The organism is Nocardia australiensis (assembly GCF_020733705.1).
Taxonomy (GTDB): Bacteria; Actinomycetota; Actinomycetes; order Mycobacteriales; family Mycobacteriaceae; genus Nocardia; species Nocardia australiensis.
On record NZ_JAJFZM010000001.1, the window covers coordinates 246,461 to 265,737 of the forward strand.

Annotated in this window: 19 protein-coding genes; 11 read left to right on the forward strand and 8 right to left on the reverse strand. The window is 66.8% G+C overall.

Features of this window, described 5'->3' with window-relative positions; all coding sequences use genetic code 11:
* Positions 1-40: 40 nt before the first annotated feature.
* Both LKE06_RS01185 and LKE06_RS01190 read left to right on the forward strand, forming a co-directional pair.
* Positions 41-1,474 carry a serine/threonine-protein kinase gene (locus LKE06_RS01185; protein WP_227996409.1) on the forward strand — a complete coding sequence of 478 codons (1,434 nt, stop codon included), beginning with the start codon at positions 41-43 and terminating at the stop codon, positions 1,472-1,474.
* Between the two features lie 119 nt (positions 1,475-1,593).
* Complete coding sequence (locus tag LKE06_RS01190; protein ID WP_227996412.1) at positions 1,594-3,366, forward strand: serine/threonine-protein kinase; 1,773 nt, start codon at positions 1,594-1,596, stop codon at positions 3,364-3,366.
* A 73-nt stretch (positions 3,367-3,439) separates the two neighbouring features.
* Here the strand turns inward: LKE06_RS01190 and LKE06_RS01195 are convergent, their stop codons facing one another.
* On the reverse strand, positions 3,440-4,270 hold the full coding sequence (locus tag LKE06_RS01195) for a GNAT family N-acetyltransferase (RefSeq protein ID WP_227996416.1): 831 nt from the start codon (positions 4,268-4,270) through the stop codon (positions 3,440-3,442).
* Between the two features lie 85 nt (positions 4,271-4,355).
* Positions 4,356-4,637 carry a hypothetical protein gene (locus LKE06_RS01200; protein ID WP_227996418.1) on the reverse strand — a complete coding sequence of 94 codons (282 nt, stop codon included), beginning with the start codon at positions 4,635-4,637 and terminating at the stop codon, positions 4,356-4,358.
* A gap of 292 nt (positions 4,638-4,929) precedes the next feature.
* On the opposite strand from LKE06_RS01200, the gene LKE06_RS01205 reads away from it, so the two are divergent.
* Positions 4,930-5,397 (forward strand): hypothetical protein, encoded by a 468-nt coding sequence (locus tag LKE06_RS01205; RefSeq protein ID WP_227996419.1) that lies wholly within the window; start codon positions 4,930-4,932, stop codon positions 5,395-5,397.
* Between the two features lie 50 nt (positions 5,398-5,447).
* On the opposite strand, the gene LKE06_RS01210 is transcribed toward LKE06_RS01205, so the two are convergent.
* Both LKE06_RS01210 and LKE06_RS01215 read right to left on the reverse strand, forming a co-directional pair.
* Positions 5,448-6,575 carry an acyl-CoA dehydrogenase family protein gene (locus tag LKE06_RS01210; RefSeq protein ID WP_227996421.1) on the reverse strand — a complete coding sequence of 376 codons (1,128 nt, stop codon included), beginning with the start codon at positions 6,573-6,575 and terminating at the stop codon, positions 5,448-5,450.
* A 9-nt stretch (positions 6,576-6,584) separates the two neighbouring features.
* On the reverse strand, positions 6,585-7,757 hold the full coding sequence (locus tag LKE06_RS01215) for an acyl-CoA dehydrogenase family protein (RefSeq protein WP_227996423.1): 1,173 nt from the start codon (positions 7,755-7,757) through the stop codon (positions 6,585-6,587).
* 197 nt (positions 7,758-7,954) lie between these two features.
* Between LKE06_RS01215 and LKE06_RS01220 the strand changes: the two genes are divergently transcribed.
* Entirely contained in the window at positions 7,955-8,740 is a 786-nt protein-coding gene (locus LKE06_RS01220) for a hypothetical protein (RefSeq protein ID WP_227996425.1), read from the forward strand.
* 59 nt (positions 8,741-8,799) lie between these two features.
* Here the strand turns inward: LKE06_RS01220 and LKE06_RS01225 are convergent, their stop codons facing one another.
* Positions 8,800-9,948 (reverse strand): epoxide hydrolase family protein, encoded by a 1,149-nt coding sequence (locus LKE06_RS01225; protein ID WP_227996427.1) that lies wholly within the window; start codon positions 9,946-9,948, stop codon positions 8,800-8,802.
* Between the two features lie 96 nt (positions 9,949-10,044).
* On the opposite strand from LKE06_RS01225, the gene LKE06_RS01230 reads away from it, so the two are divergent.
* Entirely contained in the window at positions 10,045-11,010 is a 966-nt protein-coding gene (locus tag LKE06_RS01230; protein ID WP_227996428.1) for a helix-turn-helix transcriptional regulator, read from the forward strand.
* A gap of 28 nt (positions 11,011-11,038) precedes the next feature.
* Here LKE06_RS01230 and LKE06_RS01235 read toward each other — a convergent pair whose 3' ends face one another.
* Complete coding sequence (locus LKE06_RS01235; protein ID WP_227996430.1) at positions 11,039-11,944, reverse strand: SMP-30/gluconolactonase/LRE family protein; 906 nt, start codon at positions 11,942-11,944, stop codon at positions 11,039-11,041.
* A 105-nt stretch (positions 11,945-12,049) separates the two neighbouring features.
* Here LKE06_RS01235 and LKE06_RS01240 point away from each other — a divergent pair, with 105 nt between their 5' ends.
* The 5 genes from LKE06_RS01240 to LKE06_RS01260 are packed head-to-tail and all read left to right on the forward strand — an operon-like array spanning position 12,050 to position 15,771.
* Positions 12,050-12,766 (forward strand): alpha/beta hydrolase, encoded by a 717-nt coding sequence (locus tag LKE06_RS01240; RefSeq protein ID WP_227996432.1) that lies wholly within the window; start codon positions 12,050-12,052, stop codon positions 12,764-12,766.
* Positions 12,767-12,801: 35 nt separating this feature from the next.
* A complete protein-coding gene (locus LKE06_RS01245) occupies positions 12,802-13,182 on the forward strand; it encodes a hypothetical protein (protein ID WP_227996434.1) in 381 nt (126 codons plus the stop codon).
* Complete coding sequence (locus LKE06_RS01250; protein WP_227996436.1) at positions 13,175-14,452, forward strand: PPE domain-containing protein; 1,278 nt, start codon at positions 13,175-13,177, stop codon at positions 14,450-14,452. Before LKE06_RS01245 ends, LKE06_RS01250 begins: the two co-directional genes overlap by 8 nt.
* Positions 14,449-15,207 (forward strand): ESX secretion-associated protein EspG, encoded by a 759-nt coding sequence (locus LKE06_RS01255; protein ID WP_227996438.1) that lies wholly within the window; start codon positions 14,449-14,451, stop codon positions 15,205-15,207. The genes LKE06_RS01250 and LKE06_RS01255 overlap by 4 nt, the downstream gene beginning before the upstream one ends.
* A 39-nt stretch (positions 15,208-15,246) precedes the next feature.
* On the forward strand, positions 15,247-15,771 hold the full coding sequence (locus tag LKE06_RS01260) for a gamma carbonic anhydrase family protein (RefSeq protein WP_227996440.1): 525 nt from the start codon (positions 15,247-15,249) through the stop codon (positions 15,769-15,771).
* 26 nt (positions 15,772-15,797) lie between these two features.
* On the opposite strand, the gene LKE06_RS01265 is transcribed toward LKE06_RS01260, so the two are convergent.
* Positions 15,798-16,421 (reverse strand): phosphoribosyltransferase, encoded by a 624-nt coding sequence (locus LKE06_RS01265; RefSeq protein ID WP_227996442.1) that lies wholly within the window; start codon positions 16,419-16,421, stop codon positions 15,798-15,800.
* An 11-nt stretch (positions 16,422-16,432) separates the two neighbouring features.
* Positions 16,433-17,287 (reverse strand): carbon-nitrogen hydrolase family protein, encoded by an 855-nt coding sequence (locus tag LKE06_RS01270; RefSeq protein WP_227996444.1) that lies wholly within the window; start codon positions 17,285-17,287, stop codon positions 16,433-16,435.
* 62 nt (positions 17,288-17,349) lie between these two features.
* On the opposite strand from LKE06_RS01270, the gene LKE06_RS01275 reads away from it, so the two are divergent.
* Positions 17,350-19,140 carry a DEAD/DEAH box helicase gene (locus tag LKE06_RS01275; RefSeq protein ID WP_227996446.1) on the forward strand — a complete coding sequence of 597 codons (1,791 nt, stop codon included), beginning with the start codon at positions 17,350-17,352 and terminating at the stop codon, positions 19,138-19,140.
* The last annotated feature ends 137 nt before the right edge of the window (positions 19,141-19,277 follow it).

The window sequence follows — 19,277 nt, forward strand, 5'->3', positions numbered from 1 at the left end:
ATCCAGGTGCTCGACCCGATGTGAGGGGGGTGAATTCACCATGCTGAAAAAAGGCGATGTCTTCGCGGGCTATGCCATCCAACGGGTTCTCGGCCACGGCGGTATGGGCACCGTCTACCTGGCCAGGCATCCGCGCCTGCCACGGCTGACCGCGCTGAAACTGCTCAACCCGCAGCTGTACTCCGATGACGAGATCCGGGGCCGCTTCGAACGCGAGGCCGATCTGGTCGCCCAGCTCGACCATCCCAATATCGTCACCGTGTACGACCGTGGCACCGAGGACCAACAGCTGTGGATCTCCATGCAATTCGTCCCGGGCGCTGATGCCTCCAGCGCGGATGTCAATGTGCTCGCGCCGGGACGCGCCGTGCAGATCATCGGCGAAACCGCGGCGGCACTGGATTTCGCGCACGCCAACAGCGTGCTGCACCGTGACGTGAAACCGGCGAACATCCTGCTGGCCAAGGCACCGATCGGACAGCCGGAACGGGTGCTGCTCACCGATTTCGGCATCGCCGGCGTACGCGACAGCGACACCACGCTCGGCTCGGCGGGCTCGATCACCGCGACCCTCGCCTACGCGGCACCTGAACAACTGCTCGGCCTGACACTGGATGACCGCGCCGACCAGTATTCGCTGGCGTGCACGCTGTTCTGGATGCTCACCGGAATGAGTCCCTACCCTGGCACCAACCCGATGGCTGTCATCAATGGCCACCTGCACAGACAGGTGCCCGCACTGAGCCGGACCCACCCCGGCCTGCCGCCCGCGTTGGACGGGGTACTCGCCCGCGCGATGGCCAAGCGGCCCACGGACCGATTCGATAGCTGCGCGGCATTCGCGGCCGCGGCACGCCGGGCACTGACGATGAGCGGGCCACCGCGCACCGATCACCCGAACACACCGACGCGATTCGGCCACCTCGCTCCCGGCCGGCCGGCCGCGACGCCGACCGGCAACGTTCCTACCTACAACGGCACGGCGTACAACGGACCCGCGCGCAACATGCCGCCGACGAACTGGTCGCCGCAGGCGGCGCCACCGAGCAGACCGCCGTACTCACCACCCGCGCGACCGGCACGCTTCACGCCCAACGAGGACCTGCCGACACACGCGGGTCCGCCGCCGCACCCCGCCCCTCCTGACACCGGCATACCGCATCGGCCATCGCCCGAAACCAGAGTGGCACACGGCAATTTGTCGCCCACCGAGGCTTCGAGACCGTCAGGAAGACCGGTGCCACCGGCACCGCCGCGTCGTGGTCTCACCCCGCCCGAGACATCGATGCGACCCGAGACGCGCGATGCGGGAAACCCCAGCAGGCCCGCCGGAACACCCGAGAACGACACCACCCCCCGCCCGCCAACGCCGCCGCGCCGGACGCCTCGACGTGGCACCATCGCATTGCCCGATATGCCGGTGCGACGCCCGCGCCCAGCTGTGCCGAACCCCGAACAACGCCCACCGCCCTAGCCCCCTGATGCTGCTAAGGTTCGATGATTTCCGCGCGCGGGTTGGGCTGGATCGCGCATTCTTATGCTGTACGTCTGTTCGCCGGTGGGTCCCGGTGAGCGACGGGAAGTGGAGCAGACATGCTGGCCAGCGGTGACGTTTTCGCCGGTTATGTCATCGATCGACAATTGGGTCGCGGTGGCATGGGTTCGGTCTACCTGGCGAAACATCCTCGGCTGCCGCGGATGACGGCGCTCAAGTTGTTGAACAGAGAGATGTTCTTCGATAAGGAGGTGCGGGCGCGATTCGAACGGGAGGCGGATCTGGTCGCCCAGCTCGATCACCCCAGTATCGTCACGGTGTACGACCGCGGCCTCGACGACGAGCAGCTGTGGATATCGATGCAGTACATCGACGGCGTGGACGCCGCGTCGGTCGATCCCGAGTCGCTGCCGCCGGAGCGGGCAGTGCAGATCATCAAGGAAACCGCGGACGCACTCGATTACGCGCACGGAATGGGTGTATTGCACCGCGATGTCAAACCGGCGAATATCCTGCTGGCCCGGTCCGGCAGCGGCCGGGGCGAACGGGTCTACCTGACCGATTTCGGCATCGCCCGGCTGCGTGACGACACCGGCCATCTCACCCAGACCGGCACCTTCACCGCGACACTCGCGTATGCCTCGCCGGAACAGCTCACCGGCGCGACGCTCGATAATCGGTCGGACCAATATTCGCTGGCATGTTCACTGTTCTGGCTGTTCACCGGCACCGGGCCGTTCGCGGCGACCAACCCGGCTGCGGTCATCCAGAGCCACCTACAGTCGGCGCCGCCCGCGCTCAGCTCCGCGCGACCGGGCATGCCCTACATCCTCGACGGCGTGCTCGCCCGCGCGATGGCGAAGCGACCCGAAGACAGGTACCCCACCTGTTCGGATTTCGCCGCCGCCGCGCGCCAGGCGCTGCTCAATCCGAGTACGCCATCCATGCCGGTGGTCGGCGTGCCGCGCCCACAGACCGGACCACCGATCCCGGTGACCGGCTCGCCCTATTGGGTGGCCAATCGGCCCGCACCGCAGACGAGCGGGGCAGCGCCGCTTACCGGGCCGCCGATGACGAACCCGCCCTCGCTCACCTCGATGCCGCAGCAGCCGGTGCAGCAACCGCAGAGGCAGACCGGCCCGCCCCAGCAACAGCAGCCGATCGCGAATCATCCGTACAACCCACAGCAGGGATACGGATTCAACGCACCGCCACCACATCTCGGTGGTGGTCAGCGGCCGGGGCAACCGCCACGCCCCAAGTCGAACACCGGACTCATCATCGGTATCTGTGTCGGTGCGGTGGTGCTGATCCTGGTGGTGCTCTTGGTAATCGGCATCGTCGCGGGCAGCGATTCGACATCGAACAGCGGCGCGGCCAGCACCTCGACCTCCGGCAGCGCCGGATCGATCACCCCCAACGGCGATGCCATCAGCGCCGCCTTCCCGCGCATGGTGCCCGCCTCCGAGTCCGCCGACACCGGCTACAACGGCTCACACTGCATCGCGGCCGATTCGACCTCCCCGTCGCCGCCGACCACCGGCTCACCGGATTTCGGCAAGTGGGTGTTCGAATGGGATTGCTACGGCGGCGGGGAATCCTCGAAGCCGGACCCGTTCTACACGATCTTCGTGTTCGACTCGGCCGCGGACATCCAGGCGGTGATCAACGCCCTGCCGACCAATACCAAGTCGACAGACACCAATGGCGGAAAGACGTATACGAACTACAAATACGACAATGACGGTCCCAAGATCCTCACGGTCTTCACCGGCGACCCGAGCCGCGCCCAGTTCCTGATGTACACCGACGGGCTCGCGGGCAGTATCGACAAGGCCATGCGCTGGTGGCGCAGCGCGCCGTTGAACTGACCTCCTCCGCACGCCTCGCTCGGCCGTACGCGCCCATCGACAAACCGGGTCACACCAACTTCGACGTCGCCCGTCACCCGAATTCGTAATGCACGAATTCGCGGACAGCCTCGAAGCCGATGGCACGGTAGATCTTATTCGACGTGGGGTTGGCGGTTTCGGCGAACAGGCACGCATCGATGCCATCGGCGCGCAGGGTGCGGGCCACATGAGCGGTGAGCATGCTGGCGTAGCCATGGCCGCGCTCTGCGGGCGGCGTGTAGACGGGACCGATTCTGGCCCAGCCGAGGGCGGGGACGTGATGGGCGGCAACACATACCGGCCTGCCGTCGCGTTCCCAGAGCCACCACCGCCCGGCCGCAACGCGTTTGGCGACAACCTCGCGCGTCCAGCCCTGCGGCCGCATCCCCGATTCGGCGCGCATGGCGTCCGACCATCGCGCACACAGTTCGACATCGGATCCGGCTGCGCGGCGCGGTGATCCGGCCGCATCGGGCGTCCGTAACGTGCCGAGGCGATACAGACGAGTGGCATAGGTCGGGTGAAAGCCACCGCCACGTAGCGCGCACCAGCGCTCGCCGAACCCGAGGACATCATCGATTGCACCCTCGACCCCACCGGCATCCGGTATCAGCTCGGCCAGCGCCTCGGCAACGAGACCCACACTGCCGCCGGCGAGTTCGCCAAGATACATGTCCCGGCCACCACCGCGCATGGCGACACCGACCACGGCGTCGCCATCGTGCACGGACAGGAAATGCGTCGGTTCGTCTCCGCTGTCGAAGTCGCCGAGCGTGTTGGCGATACCGGTGGTGATCACGGTGTGCCGCAAGGGGTCACGCCCCAGGAAGGCATCGGTACGTGATCGGAACTCCGCGGCGTCCGTGGTGGTCTCGACCTTCATGACGATCACGCTATTCCCCGAAGGTGCTGCGCGCTCACATTTTTCGCCGATACCACCGTGCGCCACGGCGCAAATATCGGTCGGGTCAGTCGCTTTCGCCGCCAGTGGTTCGTAGCCGGAGCAGAACCAGACCTGCCGTACAGGCGAGAATCAGTCCGGCAACGGCGATTAAGACACGCAGGTCCGCGATGCCGAGGATGGCCCCGGCGACGCCGCCGAGGAATATCAGCCATGCCAGCGCCCGCGACAGAATCGCGGACAGGGAACGGACGGGTGGTTTGGACTCCATGCGCTGCGATGTTGCCGTAGCCGCCGCTGTGGCGTCCGAGGCGGTGTCTCGCAGTCTGGTTGTCGAGTAAGCTGCCATCATTCACTCCTCGATGACGCCGATTAGAGAATTGCCATCGCGCAAGCTGCTCAGCGCGTCTCTCATCTGGGTACAGGCGTCTCACACGTAACTTTGCCCACACGCTACGACTCCGAGACGCACCAGGGCTGCGACACGTGCCGACGACACGCCGAAGAGATCAATTCGATATCTGAATTACCGATGTTTTACATGTATCGTGTCGGCACATCCCCAGCGACTTCCCACCTGGCCTCGGCGACCCGTCTCGGTTAATGTGAGCCAACTCGAAAGACAACGAGGAGTGTCACCGATGGAGAGCAGCAGGGCCAAGATCGCCGGTCCGGCCATTGCCGTAGGCGCGGTCTCCCTCGGGCTCGTTCTGATCGGCGCCTGCGGAATCGGCAAGCACGACACCTATGTGGCACCCCCGCCGATCAAATCCGTATCCGACGCCGCCCCCGAACCGGTCCGGGAAGACACCACAACCAAATCCGTTGTGAAGGTACCCATCCCACCCTCTCCATCATGGCGCGTCGCCCCGGACGGGCCGCGCGTGCAGGTCGGATTCACCGTCCCCGAGACAGCCACCGCGACCGCGGAGTCCACCTCGAGCGAAACCACGACCCGGCCGAGCCGGACGACAACGCCGCACAGCACCTATTCGCCGTCGCGCCCGCACGCGACCACCACCGAATCCGACGACGAAGCGCTCGACGAAACGCCGACCACAACGCTGCACGCCGACGAACCGGCGGATCTGCAGAACGACGGCGAGTAATACCGTCGGCGGCGGTGCGCGAGCCGGGACTCACGCACCGCCGTCGAGGTTTACAGCTCGGCCAGGTCGTACCCGCCAACACGGTCGCTGAGCACCCGCAGATGCTCGAAACCACCGCCGAGGGTGCGCTCGATCGCGGTGAGCCGGGCGACGTAGTGGCCGACCGGATATTCCGCGGTGACGCCGATACCGCCGTGCATCTGAATCGCTTCCTGCCCAACGTGCCTGGCAGCGCGACCGACCTGTAGGCGGGCCCGCGACGCGACGACGGGATCCTCGGCACCGTCGGCCAGTGACGCGGTCGCGTACAGGCTCATGCTGCGCGCGAGTTCCAGCGAGACATACATATTCGCGGCCCGCTGGGTCAGCGTCTGGAACTTCGACAGGGTGACACCGAACTGCTTGCGCGTCCGCAGATACTCGGCGGTCAGCCGCAGCGCTTCGTCCATCGCCCCGATGGACTCCGCACAGAGCCCCGCCTGGGCGTGGCCGATCGTCGAGGCGATCGCGGTGCTCGCATCGAGGGTGTCGCCCAGCAATTCGGCCTCGGCCTTGTCGAATTCGATCTGCGCGCCGCGCTGTCCGTCGACGGTCCGATACGACTTGCGGACCACGCCCGCACCGTCCAGACCTACCAGGAACAGCCCGACCCCGCCGCCCGGCAGCACCGCGCTGACCACCAGCTCCTCGGCGCAGTCACCGTGTGGAACGGGGTTCTTCACTCCGGTCAGCACGTACGAATCACCGTGCGCCACAGCGAGTGTGGTGAGCTCGGTGGACGGCCAGCGCACGCCCGGCTCGTTATGGGCGAAGGCGAGCAGCTTATTGCCCTCGACAACCTCGGGCAGGATTCGTTGCCGTTGTTGCGGGCTGCCGACCCGGGCGACCAGCCCACCGGGCACCAGCACCGCGTCCAGGATCGGTTCCGGCGCGAGCCTGCGGCCGACCTCCTCCAGCACGAGGTTCGTCTCTACCGGCCCGGCACCCACGCCGCCGTCCTCCTCGGTGAAGCTCAGGCCGAGCACGCCGAGTTCGGCCAGCTGACGCCATACGTCACGGCTCCAGCCGAGTTCGGTGTCGGTCACTTTCAGCCGGGACTCGGGGTCGTAATTGCGGGCCAGCAGCTCGCGAACGGTGTCGCGGAGCATGATCTGTTCATCGGTGAGCTCGAAATCCATGGTGGCGCCTCACAATCCGAGGATCGTGGAGGCGATGATGGTGCGCTGCACCTCGCTCGAGCCTCCGTAGATGGTTGTCTTGCGATAGTTCAGGTAGCCGGGGCCGCTGCGCTGCGCCCAGCCGGGCGAGGTGATGTCGCCGGAATCGACGGGCAACGCGTCCGCACCGGCGATATCGAGCAACAGCTCGGTTGCCGCCTGCTGCAACTCCGACCCTCGCAGCTTCAGCACCGAGGACGCCGGATTCGGCTTGCCCTCGACGGAATTCGAGACCACCCGCAACTGGGTGATCTCCAGCGCCAGCAGTTCGTTCTCCAGTTCGGCCACCCTGGCCGCGAAGACCGGGTCCTCGAGCAGGGTGCCGGAACCCGACCTGACCTGGCGCGCATAATCTTTCGCGACACCGATCTTGACCTTGGTGCGACCGACAGCGGTGATACCGGTGCGCTCATTGCCGAGTAGGAATTTGGCGTAGGTCCAGCCCATGTTCTCGGCGCCGACCAGTTGATCGGCGGGCACCCGGACGTTTTCGAAGAAGACCTCGTTCACCTCGTAACCGCCGTCGATCAGCTTGATCGGGCGAATGGTGACACCGGGCGACTTCACATCGAACAGCAAGAAGGAAATGCCCGCCTGCTTCTTCGGCGCGTTCGGATCGGTGCGTACAAGACAGAAGATCCAGTCGGCATACTGCGCCAGCGTGGTCCAGATCTTCTGGCCGTTGACGATGTAGGAGTCGCCGTCACGCACCGCGGTGGTGCGCAGCGAGGCCAGATCCGACCCGGCATCGGGTTCCGAAAAGCCCTGGCACCACCAGATATCCAGCGCGGCGGTCGGCGGGAGGAACCGCTCCTTGATTTCCTGCGAGCCGAAGTGCGCGATCACGGGGCCGACCATCTGCGCATTGAACGTCAGCGGCTCGGGTACCGAAGCGAGCTGCATCTCGTCCTGCCAGATGTGGCGCTGCATCGGCGTCCAGTCCTTGCCACCCCACTCCACCGGCCAGTTGGGCACGGCGAGACCGTGATCATTCAGGATCTTGTGTGTGGTGACGACATCGTCGCGAGACAGCTCGCGGCCATATTTCGCGCGCTCGCGGATGGCCTCGGGGATCTCGGTCCGATAGAACTTTCGCAGCTCGTCGCGGAAGGCGACTTCGTCGGGGGAAAGGGATATTTTCATACGCAACTCCCGTTGTGTCTCGTACGTCCGAGTCGAACCTACCCTTCGGTAATCTCTCACTGCCGATGGGATCACGACAGTGGGACACGCGTAGCCACTCGTCCGCGCCGATCTCCGTCGGCGTCACCGCCGACGGGCTGGTACCTTGCTGGCGTGGGTTAGGGAACCCTGCGGATCGGTATCTAGGAGTAGAACGAGTGAACGGCAGATCTATCGCACGCGCCGCGGCGGCAGTCACCTCCCTCGGCATCGGTGCGGTTCTGACCTTCGCCACGACGGCGGTTGCCGATCCCGTCGCACCAGCGCCGGTAGATACCGGGCCGGTAGCCGCCGGCCTGGCCGGACTCACCGATACCGCCGGATCCGACCCGACCGCGCAGGCAGGCGTCGCCGCGCTACGGCAATACAGCGACCTCGTCAATACGCCCGAGTTGCGCCATAAGGCCGGCACTTTCATCCCGTTCGCGTATGCCGCACCGACCTTCGGCTGCGGCAGCAATGGCCCGATCACCACCATCATCGCCGCGGCCACCACCAATGGCCCCACCCGGGATGAGGGCGCCAACCCCGACCCAGGCACGCTGCGATTCAGCGCCAGCCCCGCGCATTCCGGCGCCCCCCTGGCCTCCGGGTTGACGGTCGCCTGGATCAACATCAACACCGGGGCCAGCGGCTTCGACCAGCTCGACGACCGGACCGAAGTCGGCCTGCCGACGCTGTCGAAGACCGTCAAGAGCGGCCCCGGCCTGGTTCTGGCCTCGATGTGGGGAATCATCGACTACCCGTTCGCGCACTGCGTGATGACGCCGACCGTAGGCACCTTCTCGGTCCCGAACGCACCGACACCGACACCGACTCCCGACGCGCCCGCATCCGCGCCACCCGCCCCGACGGAAACCCCCGGCGGCCCGCAACAGGCTCCCGGCGGCTCCCCCGCCCCCGAGGCGACTGCGGCCCCGGCTACTCCGGCGCCACCCGCCTGATGAGCGCGGTCGCCGGGTCAGTAGCGGCCCGGATTCGACTGCACTGAAAGTGCTTGTGGTCAGAGCAGTTTCGTAAAGAAGGCACGAATGTCGGCGACGTGCATATCCGGCAATTCCATGGCGATGAAATGATTACCGGTATTACCGTCTGGCCAGTGGGCGATGATGTTGTCCCGCTCGGCCAGGCGTCGCATGAGGCCGGAGCCACCCGCGTAAACACCGGTGGGAACCAGCTTTTGACCGTTGGGCCAAGCGAATCCACTGTCGCCGAGTCCGTCGTACATCGGCCAGGATGAGGTGGCGGCGGTGTTGGTGAACCAGTAAAGGGTGATATTGGTCAGCAGGTGGTCGCGGTCTATCACGTCCTCGGCGAGGCCGGCGAGCGGAGTGAAATCGTTGAACTTCTGCATCAGCCAGGCCAGTAGTCCGACCGGCGAATCGGTCCAGGCGTGCGCGAAGGTTTGCGGAGCCGCGCGCAGTAGGATGTGGTGGTTCACGCCGCCGGTCATCCACTGCTGCATGAGATCCCATTCGGCGCGCTCATCCGGACTCATCGTGGGAACGTCGGCCGCGGTCGGCATGCCGATACCACCGTCGATGTGCACGCCGATCACTCGGTCGGGCGCAATGATCGCCATTTCGGGCGCAACGTAGGCACCGAGATCGCCACCCTGGGCGCCGTAGCGGTCGTAGCCGAGCCGTTGCATCAGGGCCACCCACATCTCGGCCACCCGGCGCACGGTCATACCGGTTTCGCCGGGAGCCTCGGAGAACGCGAAGCCGGGCACCGAGGGGATCACCACATGGAACGCTTGCTTCGGATCGAGGCCATGGGCGCGCGGATCGGTCAGTAACCCAATGGTTTTGGTGAACTCGACGAACGAATTCGGCCAGCCGTGCGTGAGGATCAGCGCCACGGCATCCGGTTCGGGCGAGCGCACATGCACGAAATGCACGTCTAGGCCGTCGATTTCGGTAATGAATTGGGCAAACGTGTTCAACGCCGCTTCCTGTGCCCGCCAGTCATAACCCGTGCGCCAGTATTCGGCCAGGTCCTTCAGATATTCGACCGGAACGCCGCGATCCCAGCCCGTGCCGGGCAGTTGCGCCGACCAGCGGGCGCGGGCCAGCCGATCGGTCAGATCGTCGAGGTCCGATTGCGGAATATCGATGTGGAAGGGGCGAATGGCGTTGTGATCGGCGCTCATCGGTACGGCTCCTTGACTGTCGGTCATTGGTTCGTCATCGACGCTAGACGCCATCTAGGACTGAATACGTCCTAGATGTGTGGAATTCTGGCATCCATGAACGACACCCCCGCCCGACTGCTGCGACTGCTGTCGCTGTTGCAGACACCGCGCGAATGGCCGGGCAGCGAACTCGCCGATCGGCTCGGCGTCACCGATCGCACGGTGCGCCGCGATGTCGACCGGCTGCGCGAACTCGGATACCCGGTGGAGGCGACGATGGGCGCGCTGGGCGGCTATCGATTGGTCGCGGGGTCGGCAATGCCACCGCTGCTGGTGGATGATGACGAGGCGGTCGCCATCGCGGTTGGATTGCGTGCCGCCGCCGGGGCGGCCGTCGCGGGTATCGAAGAGGCGTCGGTGCGCGCACTGGCAAAGGTGGAGCAGGTGCTGCCCGCCAAACTGCGCAGGCGCGTGCGCGTGCTCGGCGCGGCCCTGGTGACGCCCACCGAGACCGGCCCTACCGTAGATCCAGAAACGCTCGCGGCCCTGGCGACGGCCGTAACCAACAGGGAGCGAGTACGTTTCGCCTATCGCAGCGGCGACGGCGGCGAAACCGCGCGGCATGTCGAGCCCGCCGGGCTCGTCACCTCCCGCCGCCGCTGGTATCTCGTCGGCTACGACATCGAACGTGACAGCTGGCGCGTCTTCCGGCTCGACCGTGTCGAGCATCCACGCGCCACCGGCGCCCGCAGCACGCCGCGCGACCTTCCCGCCGCAGATCCCGCCGCCTATGTCGCAGGACGCCGAACCAACTGGGGCACACCAACTTTTCACGCGAAGGTGTCGATTCAGGCACCCGCCGCGCGGATCATCGGCCGCTTGGGCGACGACCCCGGTGAGGTGATAGCGACAGGCGACACTTCGTGTCGCCTCGACTCCACCCGTGACGATTCACCGGAGTGGTTGGCACACCGCCTGATCGGGCTCGGCGTCGACTTCCGCGTACATGAGCCACCCGCATTGATCGCTGAGCTCCGCACCCTCACCGCACGGCTCGATCGTGCGATCGGCACGCCGTGAACCGCACAGTCGGCCGCATGGCAAAACATCAGTCGGACAAGCGGATACGAAGTACTGTGCCGCTCTCGGTTCCGGCGAGGAGTTCGCCGCCGTTATCTGGGTCCGCGACGACCGAGGTCATCGGCTGGTCGTTCAGCACGGCACAGGCGGTGCCGCCGGCCGGGTCGATGCGGACCAGCCGGCCGGAGAGGGTGGCTACGTAGAGGATGCCGTCGTGGTCGATCAGGTCGTCCGCGAAATCGGGGATGCCAGGCAGCGTCGAGGACAGCTCGGCGACGACCGATCGCACCGCGGGGTCGTCGATCGACATGCGCAGCACCCGGCCGAGCGAGCTGCCATTCGCGGTCAGATAGATCGAACGATCACGCACGACAATGCCATTGGCCCCGGGCACGGCCGCTCGCGCGGTCCAGTCCCGGTCGACGGCGCCGTCCGGGAGTATCCGCATCACACCGGCCAGCGATGCGACGTAGAGATTGCCCGCCGCATCGAAGGCAGCACCATTGGGCATGGCGCTGAAGCCGGAGGCGAACGGCTGAGACTGCGGGGCGGCGGCTGTCGGATCGAAACGGACGATCCCACCCGGGCTGATCGCGCTGGTCGGCGAGTTACCGTAGACGGTGTAGAGCATTCCGTCGGGCCCGAGGCGGATGGCGCCGGGGAAGTCGACATGCACTCGCGCGGTAAGCGTTCCCGCGCTGTCATAACGCTGCACCTCGTTGCGATAGACGCGCGAAACCCACAGGTTTCCCTGTTTGTCGTAGGTGACGTTCTCCGACCAGTCGAGCACCGGAATTCCCGCCGGTACGGCGGTGGCAGCCCGCGCGGGCGCACATCCGGTGACCGGGTCGGCGATGGCGGACGGTGCGCCGACCCCGCCGCAGGCCAGGGCGACCAGCGCGATAACCAGCCAGGAAAGATGGAGTTTGCTCAACTGGCACCTCGGCTCCGGAACGAACTGGTTGTCCGGCAGTCTAGCCGTTTTGCCGATTCGGTCACGAAGTCGACTGATACGCGGAAGTTTTGACACTATCGACGAATGCCATTTTTCGACGGCGCTCGCGGCCGTATGCATTATCGGCGCTGGCCGACCGATGGGATGGGCGTGATCGTCCTGCTGCCGGGGATCGGGCAGCACAGCGGGCACTATCACCGCTTCGCCCGGACACCGCGCGCCATGGGGATCGAGGTGTGGGCGCTGGACACCTCCGGACACGGGTTGAGCGAGGGCGATGCGAACAATCCTGGCACCCTCACCGAGTTGGTGGCGGACGCGACGATGCTGGTCGAGCTGGTGCGGTCGGAGCTGCCCGAAGTGCCGTTGATCCTGATGGGCCATTCCCTTGGGGCGGTTACGGCCCTGGGCACGCTCGGCGCCGCGATACCGGATCCCGGCTCGACCACTGAGGGGGCGGTGGCGGCGGATTACCCACGCGCCCAGAGTCTTTCACCGGGCACACTGGCCGGGATGGTGCTGTCCGGGGTGCCGAAGCGAGCACTCGGGGGCGGTACGCCGGGCGCCGCGGGTTCACCACTGCCCGAGACGCTTCCGGTGCTGGCACTGCACGGCGTCGACGACCGTCGCGCGCCCATAGACGCGATGAGGGTCTGGACTGGACGCCACGAATCGGTAGATTTACGGGAGTACTCAGGCGCCGGGCACGATCTGCTCCATGAACCGGTGCATGCGCGGGTCGCCGCCGACATCGTGGAATGGGTGCGGGGTGTGGTCGTGGGGTTGGCACGGCATCGGTAACCGAATGCAGCATGATGAGGAAGGGGGACTGCGATATGTCATCGGATGTGACAGCCTTGAATACCGCGGTCGACGAGGGGCAACTGTGGATCGACGGCCTGCTGGTCGCCGAGGGCGCGCCCGAACGATGCGCCCGCCACTACGAACAACTCGCCGATCGAGTCGAAGCGCAGATCCAGGTGCTCAGTGCGGCGGCCTCGCTCCCCGGGTTCGGTGGGTTCGGCTCCGGTGAGTCGCTGCGCCGTGGGTTCGAGAACAAGGCAGGCAGTGCCATGACCGAGCTACAGAGCTACGCCGCCTCCGCCAGAGAACTCGCGCAAACCTTCCGCGCCGCCGCGGCGGCGTATGCGCAGGCCGACATCGACTCGGCGGCAGCGGTCGGTCGGATCGAGACGGCGGGGGTCACGCATGCGTAAGATGCCGCGCGGCTACGAACGGGGTGCCCACCGGACCGATCCGGACTACGCACCGAGCGTGGAAATCTTCGACAACCTGACCCATCAGGAAATCCACACCGGCGTACAGCAACTCGATCCGGCGGCGCTCTCGACGGGCAGGCAGGCCTGGCAGGGATCGGCCACCGGGGTTGCCGAAGCCGTCGAGCAGGCGCATTCGGAGATCCGGTCCGCTATCGCGGATGGCTGGCGTGGTGGCGCGGCGCAACAGGCGGCCGATGCGGTGCGTTCGTTCGAGCAAACCGGGCAGCAGCTCGCGGACGTGATGGCGACCGTCGCACAGCGGCTCGGTCAGGCAGGCGACGCCGCGGAGGCATTGCGCGCCGCCGTCGCCGAACCCTCCAGCACCACACCGGATCTCGCGGCGGCGCTACTGGACCCGAGCCAAGCCACCAACAACGCCACCATGCAGAAGGCCACCGAGCACTCGCGCCAGGATGTGGTGGCGGCGATGGACAGCATCTACACAAATGCGTTTATCCCCAGCGGATCCGGCATTCCAGCCTTCCCCGGCTCCGAGGTGTCCACCGCCCCCGAGCCGACAGACAGCACACCAGCCGCGATCGTCGCGCCGGTGCCGATCAGCGCGGACAGTGCGGGAATCTTTGTCGCACAGCCGGTTTCCGCATCGATGTCGGTGACCGGTCCGGTCGTGACGCCGGACCAGCAGACCACACCCGCCACGACCGCCACCGAACCGGCACCGGCGGCGACACCGACGACGAGTCCGCTCGCCACCCCCGCCGCCACCGGCCCGGCACCCGTCGCGCCCCCGACGGTTCCGGCCGCCGCGCAGGCTCCGACGCCGGTCGCGGCAGCAATCGCAGCACAGGACACCGCGCGTATCGGCCCAGGCACACCTGTTACCGCCGCCTCGGCGTCCCCTCAGGTCACCGTCCCGACCATGCCGGGCACCGCCACCGGCCCAGCGCACGACGAGCGCAAACGTGAAGAACGCAAAAGCGATTCCAACGGCGACGCGGTCACCGGCGTCGGCGCGGGCGCGATGGGTGGTCTCATGGGCGGCGCGCTGGCCGCGACCGAGACCCCGAGGCAGGGCGGTTCGAGCACGGTGGCTCGGCCCACGCCCCCGGAAGACGAGGACGACGACCTGCATTTCATCGATGACGAGCTGACCTTCCTCGAACCGGCCGACGAGTCGGGTGAGCTGATCGGCGCGATGGACCCGACAACACCGGCGGTACTCGGCGAGTGGAGCGAACTGGAGTGAGCTGGACGCTCACGCCGGACCAGTTCGCGCTGGCCTGGGCGCGCACGGATGGTGATCGAATCCCCTATCCCCTCGCGGTGCGTCTATCGGCGCGCGACAGCGTGGAACGGGCCGCGCAGCTGCCCACCCTGGAGCAGTGGTGCGACCGGACGCTCGATGCCGACCTCGAGGCGGCGCTGCGGCTGCTTGGCAGTTCGACGGTGCTGATCGAAATCTTCGGACGGGCGCCCGACGCCAGCGCCGTTCGCCTGGTGCGGGTGCTCGGCGCGAGTTCGGGGAACATATCGGTCGTCGCCGCACAGCGGGCAGGCGCGACGCCCGAGCGTGGCGGCGATATCCGATTGTTCGTCGGAGGCGCGAAAAGCCTGTCCGCCAGGATGGTTTCGATGTTGCCGGAGAACACTCCCGGCACCACGCCGCGCCTGACCGCGCCGCAGGACCGAGTCAAGGAAGACAGCCGTGACCTGGTGACCGTGCCGGTCTCCGGCCCGACGGTATCGGCACGTATCCGCAGAATGCTGAGCCGGCCGCGTGCGGGCATCGGCCAGATCGTGGTCTCGGTACGGCGCGCCAACGGCGAACTACGCCCGTTCGGGGTGCTGTGCTGGATCGACGTAGCGGGCGACGGCCGGTACGTGGTGCGCACCGGTGCTGATGTCGACATCGTGCCGGTCACCGCGGAACTCTTTGCCGCCCAGCTCAGTCCGATGGTGACCGCGGCCGAACGCGCCGTCGCCCACGCCGAACGCTGGTGAGGCGCAACCACTGTGCGCGGCGACGTTTACGGTGTGGGAGTGCCCCTCTACGAATTCGAAGGCAAGCGGCCACAGGTCGATCCGACCGCGTTTGTCGCGGCCACTGCCACACTGATCGGTGACGTGCGGGTGGAGGCAGGTGCCTCCATCTGGTACGGCGCGGTACTGCGTGCGGATCTCGCGCCGATCACCATCCGGGAACGCGCCAATGTGCAGGACAACGCGGTGCTGCACGTTCCGCCGGACGTGCCGATGGAGATCGGCCCCGGCGCGACGATCGCGCACAGTGTGGTTTTCCACGGCGCCTCGGTCGGCGCGGAATCCATCGTCGGCAACAGCAGTACGGTGCTCGACATGGCCGAGATCGGCGCGGGCACCATGATCGCCGCGCACTCGCTGGTCGCGCCGTACGCGAAAATCCCTGACGGCGTACTGGCCGCGGGCGCACCCGCCGAAATCAAGAAGCCGATCGCGGGCACCCAGGCCGAAGGCTGGGTGAAACTCAATCCGGGCTTCTACGCGGAGCTTGCGCAACGCCACCGCAACGGCATCACCGAGGTCTGACCGGGACAACGCCTCGGCGCGGCGATTCACCGCAACAGCGCGGTGACTTCGGCGTCCCCGAGTTGATGGAAATCCCGATACGCGGCGCCGACACCGCCGAGGATGCGCGGCACCAGCGGACAGATCACCTCGTCGGCCTCCGCTTCGACGCGGTCCAGTGCCTCGGCGGAGGACACCGGCACCGCGACCACAATGCGCGCGGGCTGCTGTCGTCGCACCACGCGGCAGGCGACCATGACGGTCGCTCCGGTGGCCATACCGTCGTCGACGATCACGACGGTGCGCCCGCTCGGCGTAATGGGTTTCGCGTCACCGCGCAATACGAGCCTGCGGCGCTCCAACTCGATGCGCTCCGCTTCCTCGACCTCTGCGCACTGATGCGGCGTGATTCCGGTGTGCGCCAGCACATCCGGATTCAGGACCCGAACGCCGCCCTCACCGATAGCGCCCATCGCCAGCTCCGGCTGCCACGGCACACCGAGCTTGCGGACCAGCAGAATATCGAGATCACCGCCGATAACCTCACGCACCGCGGCCGCCACCGGAATGCCGCCCCGAGGCAACCCGAGCACCAGCGGTTGCGACGCACGCAAGTACTCCAGTTCGATACCCAGCGCGCGACCGGCCGATGCCCGATCGGTGTAGACCATCCAGGCCGACGCTACTCCGCTACGCGCTCGCTAATCGCGAATCGCCGCAATGCCAGGCTGGGGTTGGTGGTGCGTACCGCGGCCAGGTACTCCAGGTCGATTCCGGCGGTCAGTACGCCTGGCTCGTCACCGAGTTCGGCGAGCACACCGCCTGCCGGATCGATGATCATCGACGCGCCCGCGCCACGCGGCGCGCACTGATCGGCGGCGGCGACGTACACGGTGTTCTCGATCGCGCGGGCGCGCAATAGCGTCGTCCACTGATCTACCTTCGCCGGACCCGGAATCCACTGCGCGGGCAGCACCAATACCTGGGCGCCCGCCGCGGCGAGGCGACGGAAGCCCTCGGGGAACCGTAGGTCGAAACAGGTCTGCATGCCGAAGCTCACACTGTCGATCGTGAATGTGGCGGGTGTCTCGATTTCACCCGCCTCGACGACATCGGATTCGAGATGCCCGAACGCGTCGTAGAGGTGCACCTTCCGGTAGCGCGTGATCAGCGCGCCGCCGGGGTCGAGCGCGACGAGGGTGTTGCGAATCCGGTGCGCTTCCGGTGCCACCCGCTCGACTATTCCGGCGATCAGATACACCCCGAATTCACGCGCGATGGCGCCGAGACCGGCGACGAATGGGCCGGTCAGCGGTTCGGCGACGGCCACGACGCGCTCGTCGAGCCGGGACACGGCAAACATCGAGTATTCGGGTGCGACGACCACTTTCGCACCGCGCTGCGCGGCCACCCGGACATGCTCGCGCAAGGTCGTCAGATTGGCCGACGGGTCTTTCGCCGGCGCGAACTGAACCACCGCCACATCCAGCGCGGACGTCGCGGGGGCCTGATGTGTGGAGGCGCTATCGGGTCGCATACGTCTCACGGTATTGGCCCGGTGGCTGGGAGGGCCACCATGAGGCAGTAAACTCCTGGTCAATGAGTACCAATCAGGTCGACAGCGTTCCTGGCGACAACGACAGGGACAATGACGGCCCGACTTTCGCCGATCTCGGGATCAATGACCGCATCCTCGCGGCGATCTCCGATGTCGGCTACGAGTCGCCGTCGCCGATTCAGGCCGCGACGATTCCGCCGTTGCTGTCCGGCGCCGATGTGGTCGGCCTCGCCCAGACCGGCACCGGTAAGACCGCGGCGTTCGCGATCCCGATCCTGATGGGTCTCGAAACCTCCGGCAAACTGCCCCGCGCCCTGGTGCTCGCGCCGACCCGCGAACTCGCGATCCAGGTGGCGGAGGCATTCGGTCGCTACGCCACCCACATACCCGGGTTGCACGTGCTGCCGATCTACGGCGGCCAGGCATACGGCGTCCAGCTGTCGGGGCTGCGCCGTGGCGCGCATGTGGTCGTCGGTACGCCCGGCCGCGTGATCGACCATCTGGAAAAGGGCACCCTCGACCTGTCCGAGCTTCAGTATCTGGTGCTGGACGAGGCCGACGAGATGCTCAAGATGGGCTTCCAGGAGGACGTCGAGCGGATTCTCGCCGACACCCCGGCCGAGAAACAGGTCGCGCTGTTCTCCGCGACGATGCCCTCGGCCATCCGCAGCATCTCCAAGAAGTACCTGCGCGACCCGGTCGAGATCACGGTGAAGTCGAAGTCCTCGACCAACACCAACATCACCCAGCGCTGGGTACAGGTATCGCATCAGCGCAAGCTGGACGCGCTCACCCGGATTCTCGAGGTCGAGTCGTTCGAGGCGATGATCATCTTCGTCCGCACCAAGCAGGCCACCGAGGAGCTCGCCGAAAAACTGCGCTCCCGTGGCTTTTCCGCGGCGGCGATCAACGGCGATATCGCACAGAACCAGCGCGAACGCACCATCGGCCAGCTCAAGTCGGGTGCGCTGGACATTCTGGTCGCCACCGATGTGGCCGCCCGTGGTCTGGATGTGGACCGCATCTCGCACGTGGTCAACTACGACATCCCGCACGACACCGAGTCCTATGTGCACCGCATCGGCCGCACCGGGCGTGCCGGGCGCAGCGGTGAGGCACTGCTTTTCGTCGCGCCGCGCGAACGGCACCTGCTCAAGTCGATCGAGCGGGCCACCAGGCATCCACTGACCGAGATGCAGCTGCCGAGCGTGGACGACGTCAACGCACAGCGCGTCGCCAAGTTCGGTGACGACATCACCGAAAACCTGACCTCCTCGAACGTCGCGCTGTTCCGTCGGCTCATCGAGGATTACGAACGCGAGCACGACATTCCGCTCGTCGATATCGCGGCGGCACTCGCGGTGCTCTCCCGCGACGGCGACAACTTCCTGATGCAGCCCGAACCGCCGGAGCCGGAACGTCCGCGCCGGGAACCCCGCGAGCGCGCACCGCGTCGATTCGACGACGAGGACGGCCCGCGCGGCGGTTCCCATCATCGGGCTACGGGCGCAGAGTTGGTTACCTACCGGATCAGCGTCGGCAAGCGCCATCGGGTCGTGCCCGGCGCGATCGTCGGCGCGATCGCCAACGAGGGCGGGCTGCGGCGCAGCGACTTCGGGCATATCAGTATCCGCCCGGATCACAGCCTGGTCGAGCTGCCAGCCAACCTGCCCGCCGAAACGCTGGAAGCCTTGCGGCGCACCAGGATCAGTGGCCAGCTCATTCAGCTGACGCCCGATTACGGCCCGCCGGGACAGCGCCCGTTCAACCGTGGACCGCGCCGCGAGAGCGCCACCGGAAAGCGACCGGAACGGCGCAAGCCACGCTCCTGAACCGGGGAGGGTTCATCGAGGTCAGGCGCGCTAGCTACAGTGTTGCCGTCCGGCGTGTATTGCAGCGCTAGTCGGTAGCGGGCGTCCCGCGAAGACCGGGGGCGGGTGTCCCGCAAAGACACAGGAGGGCCGCGTTG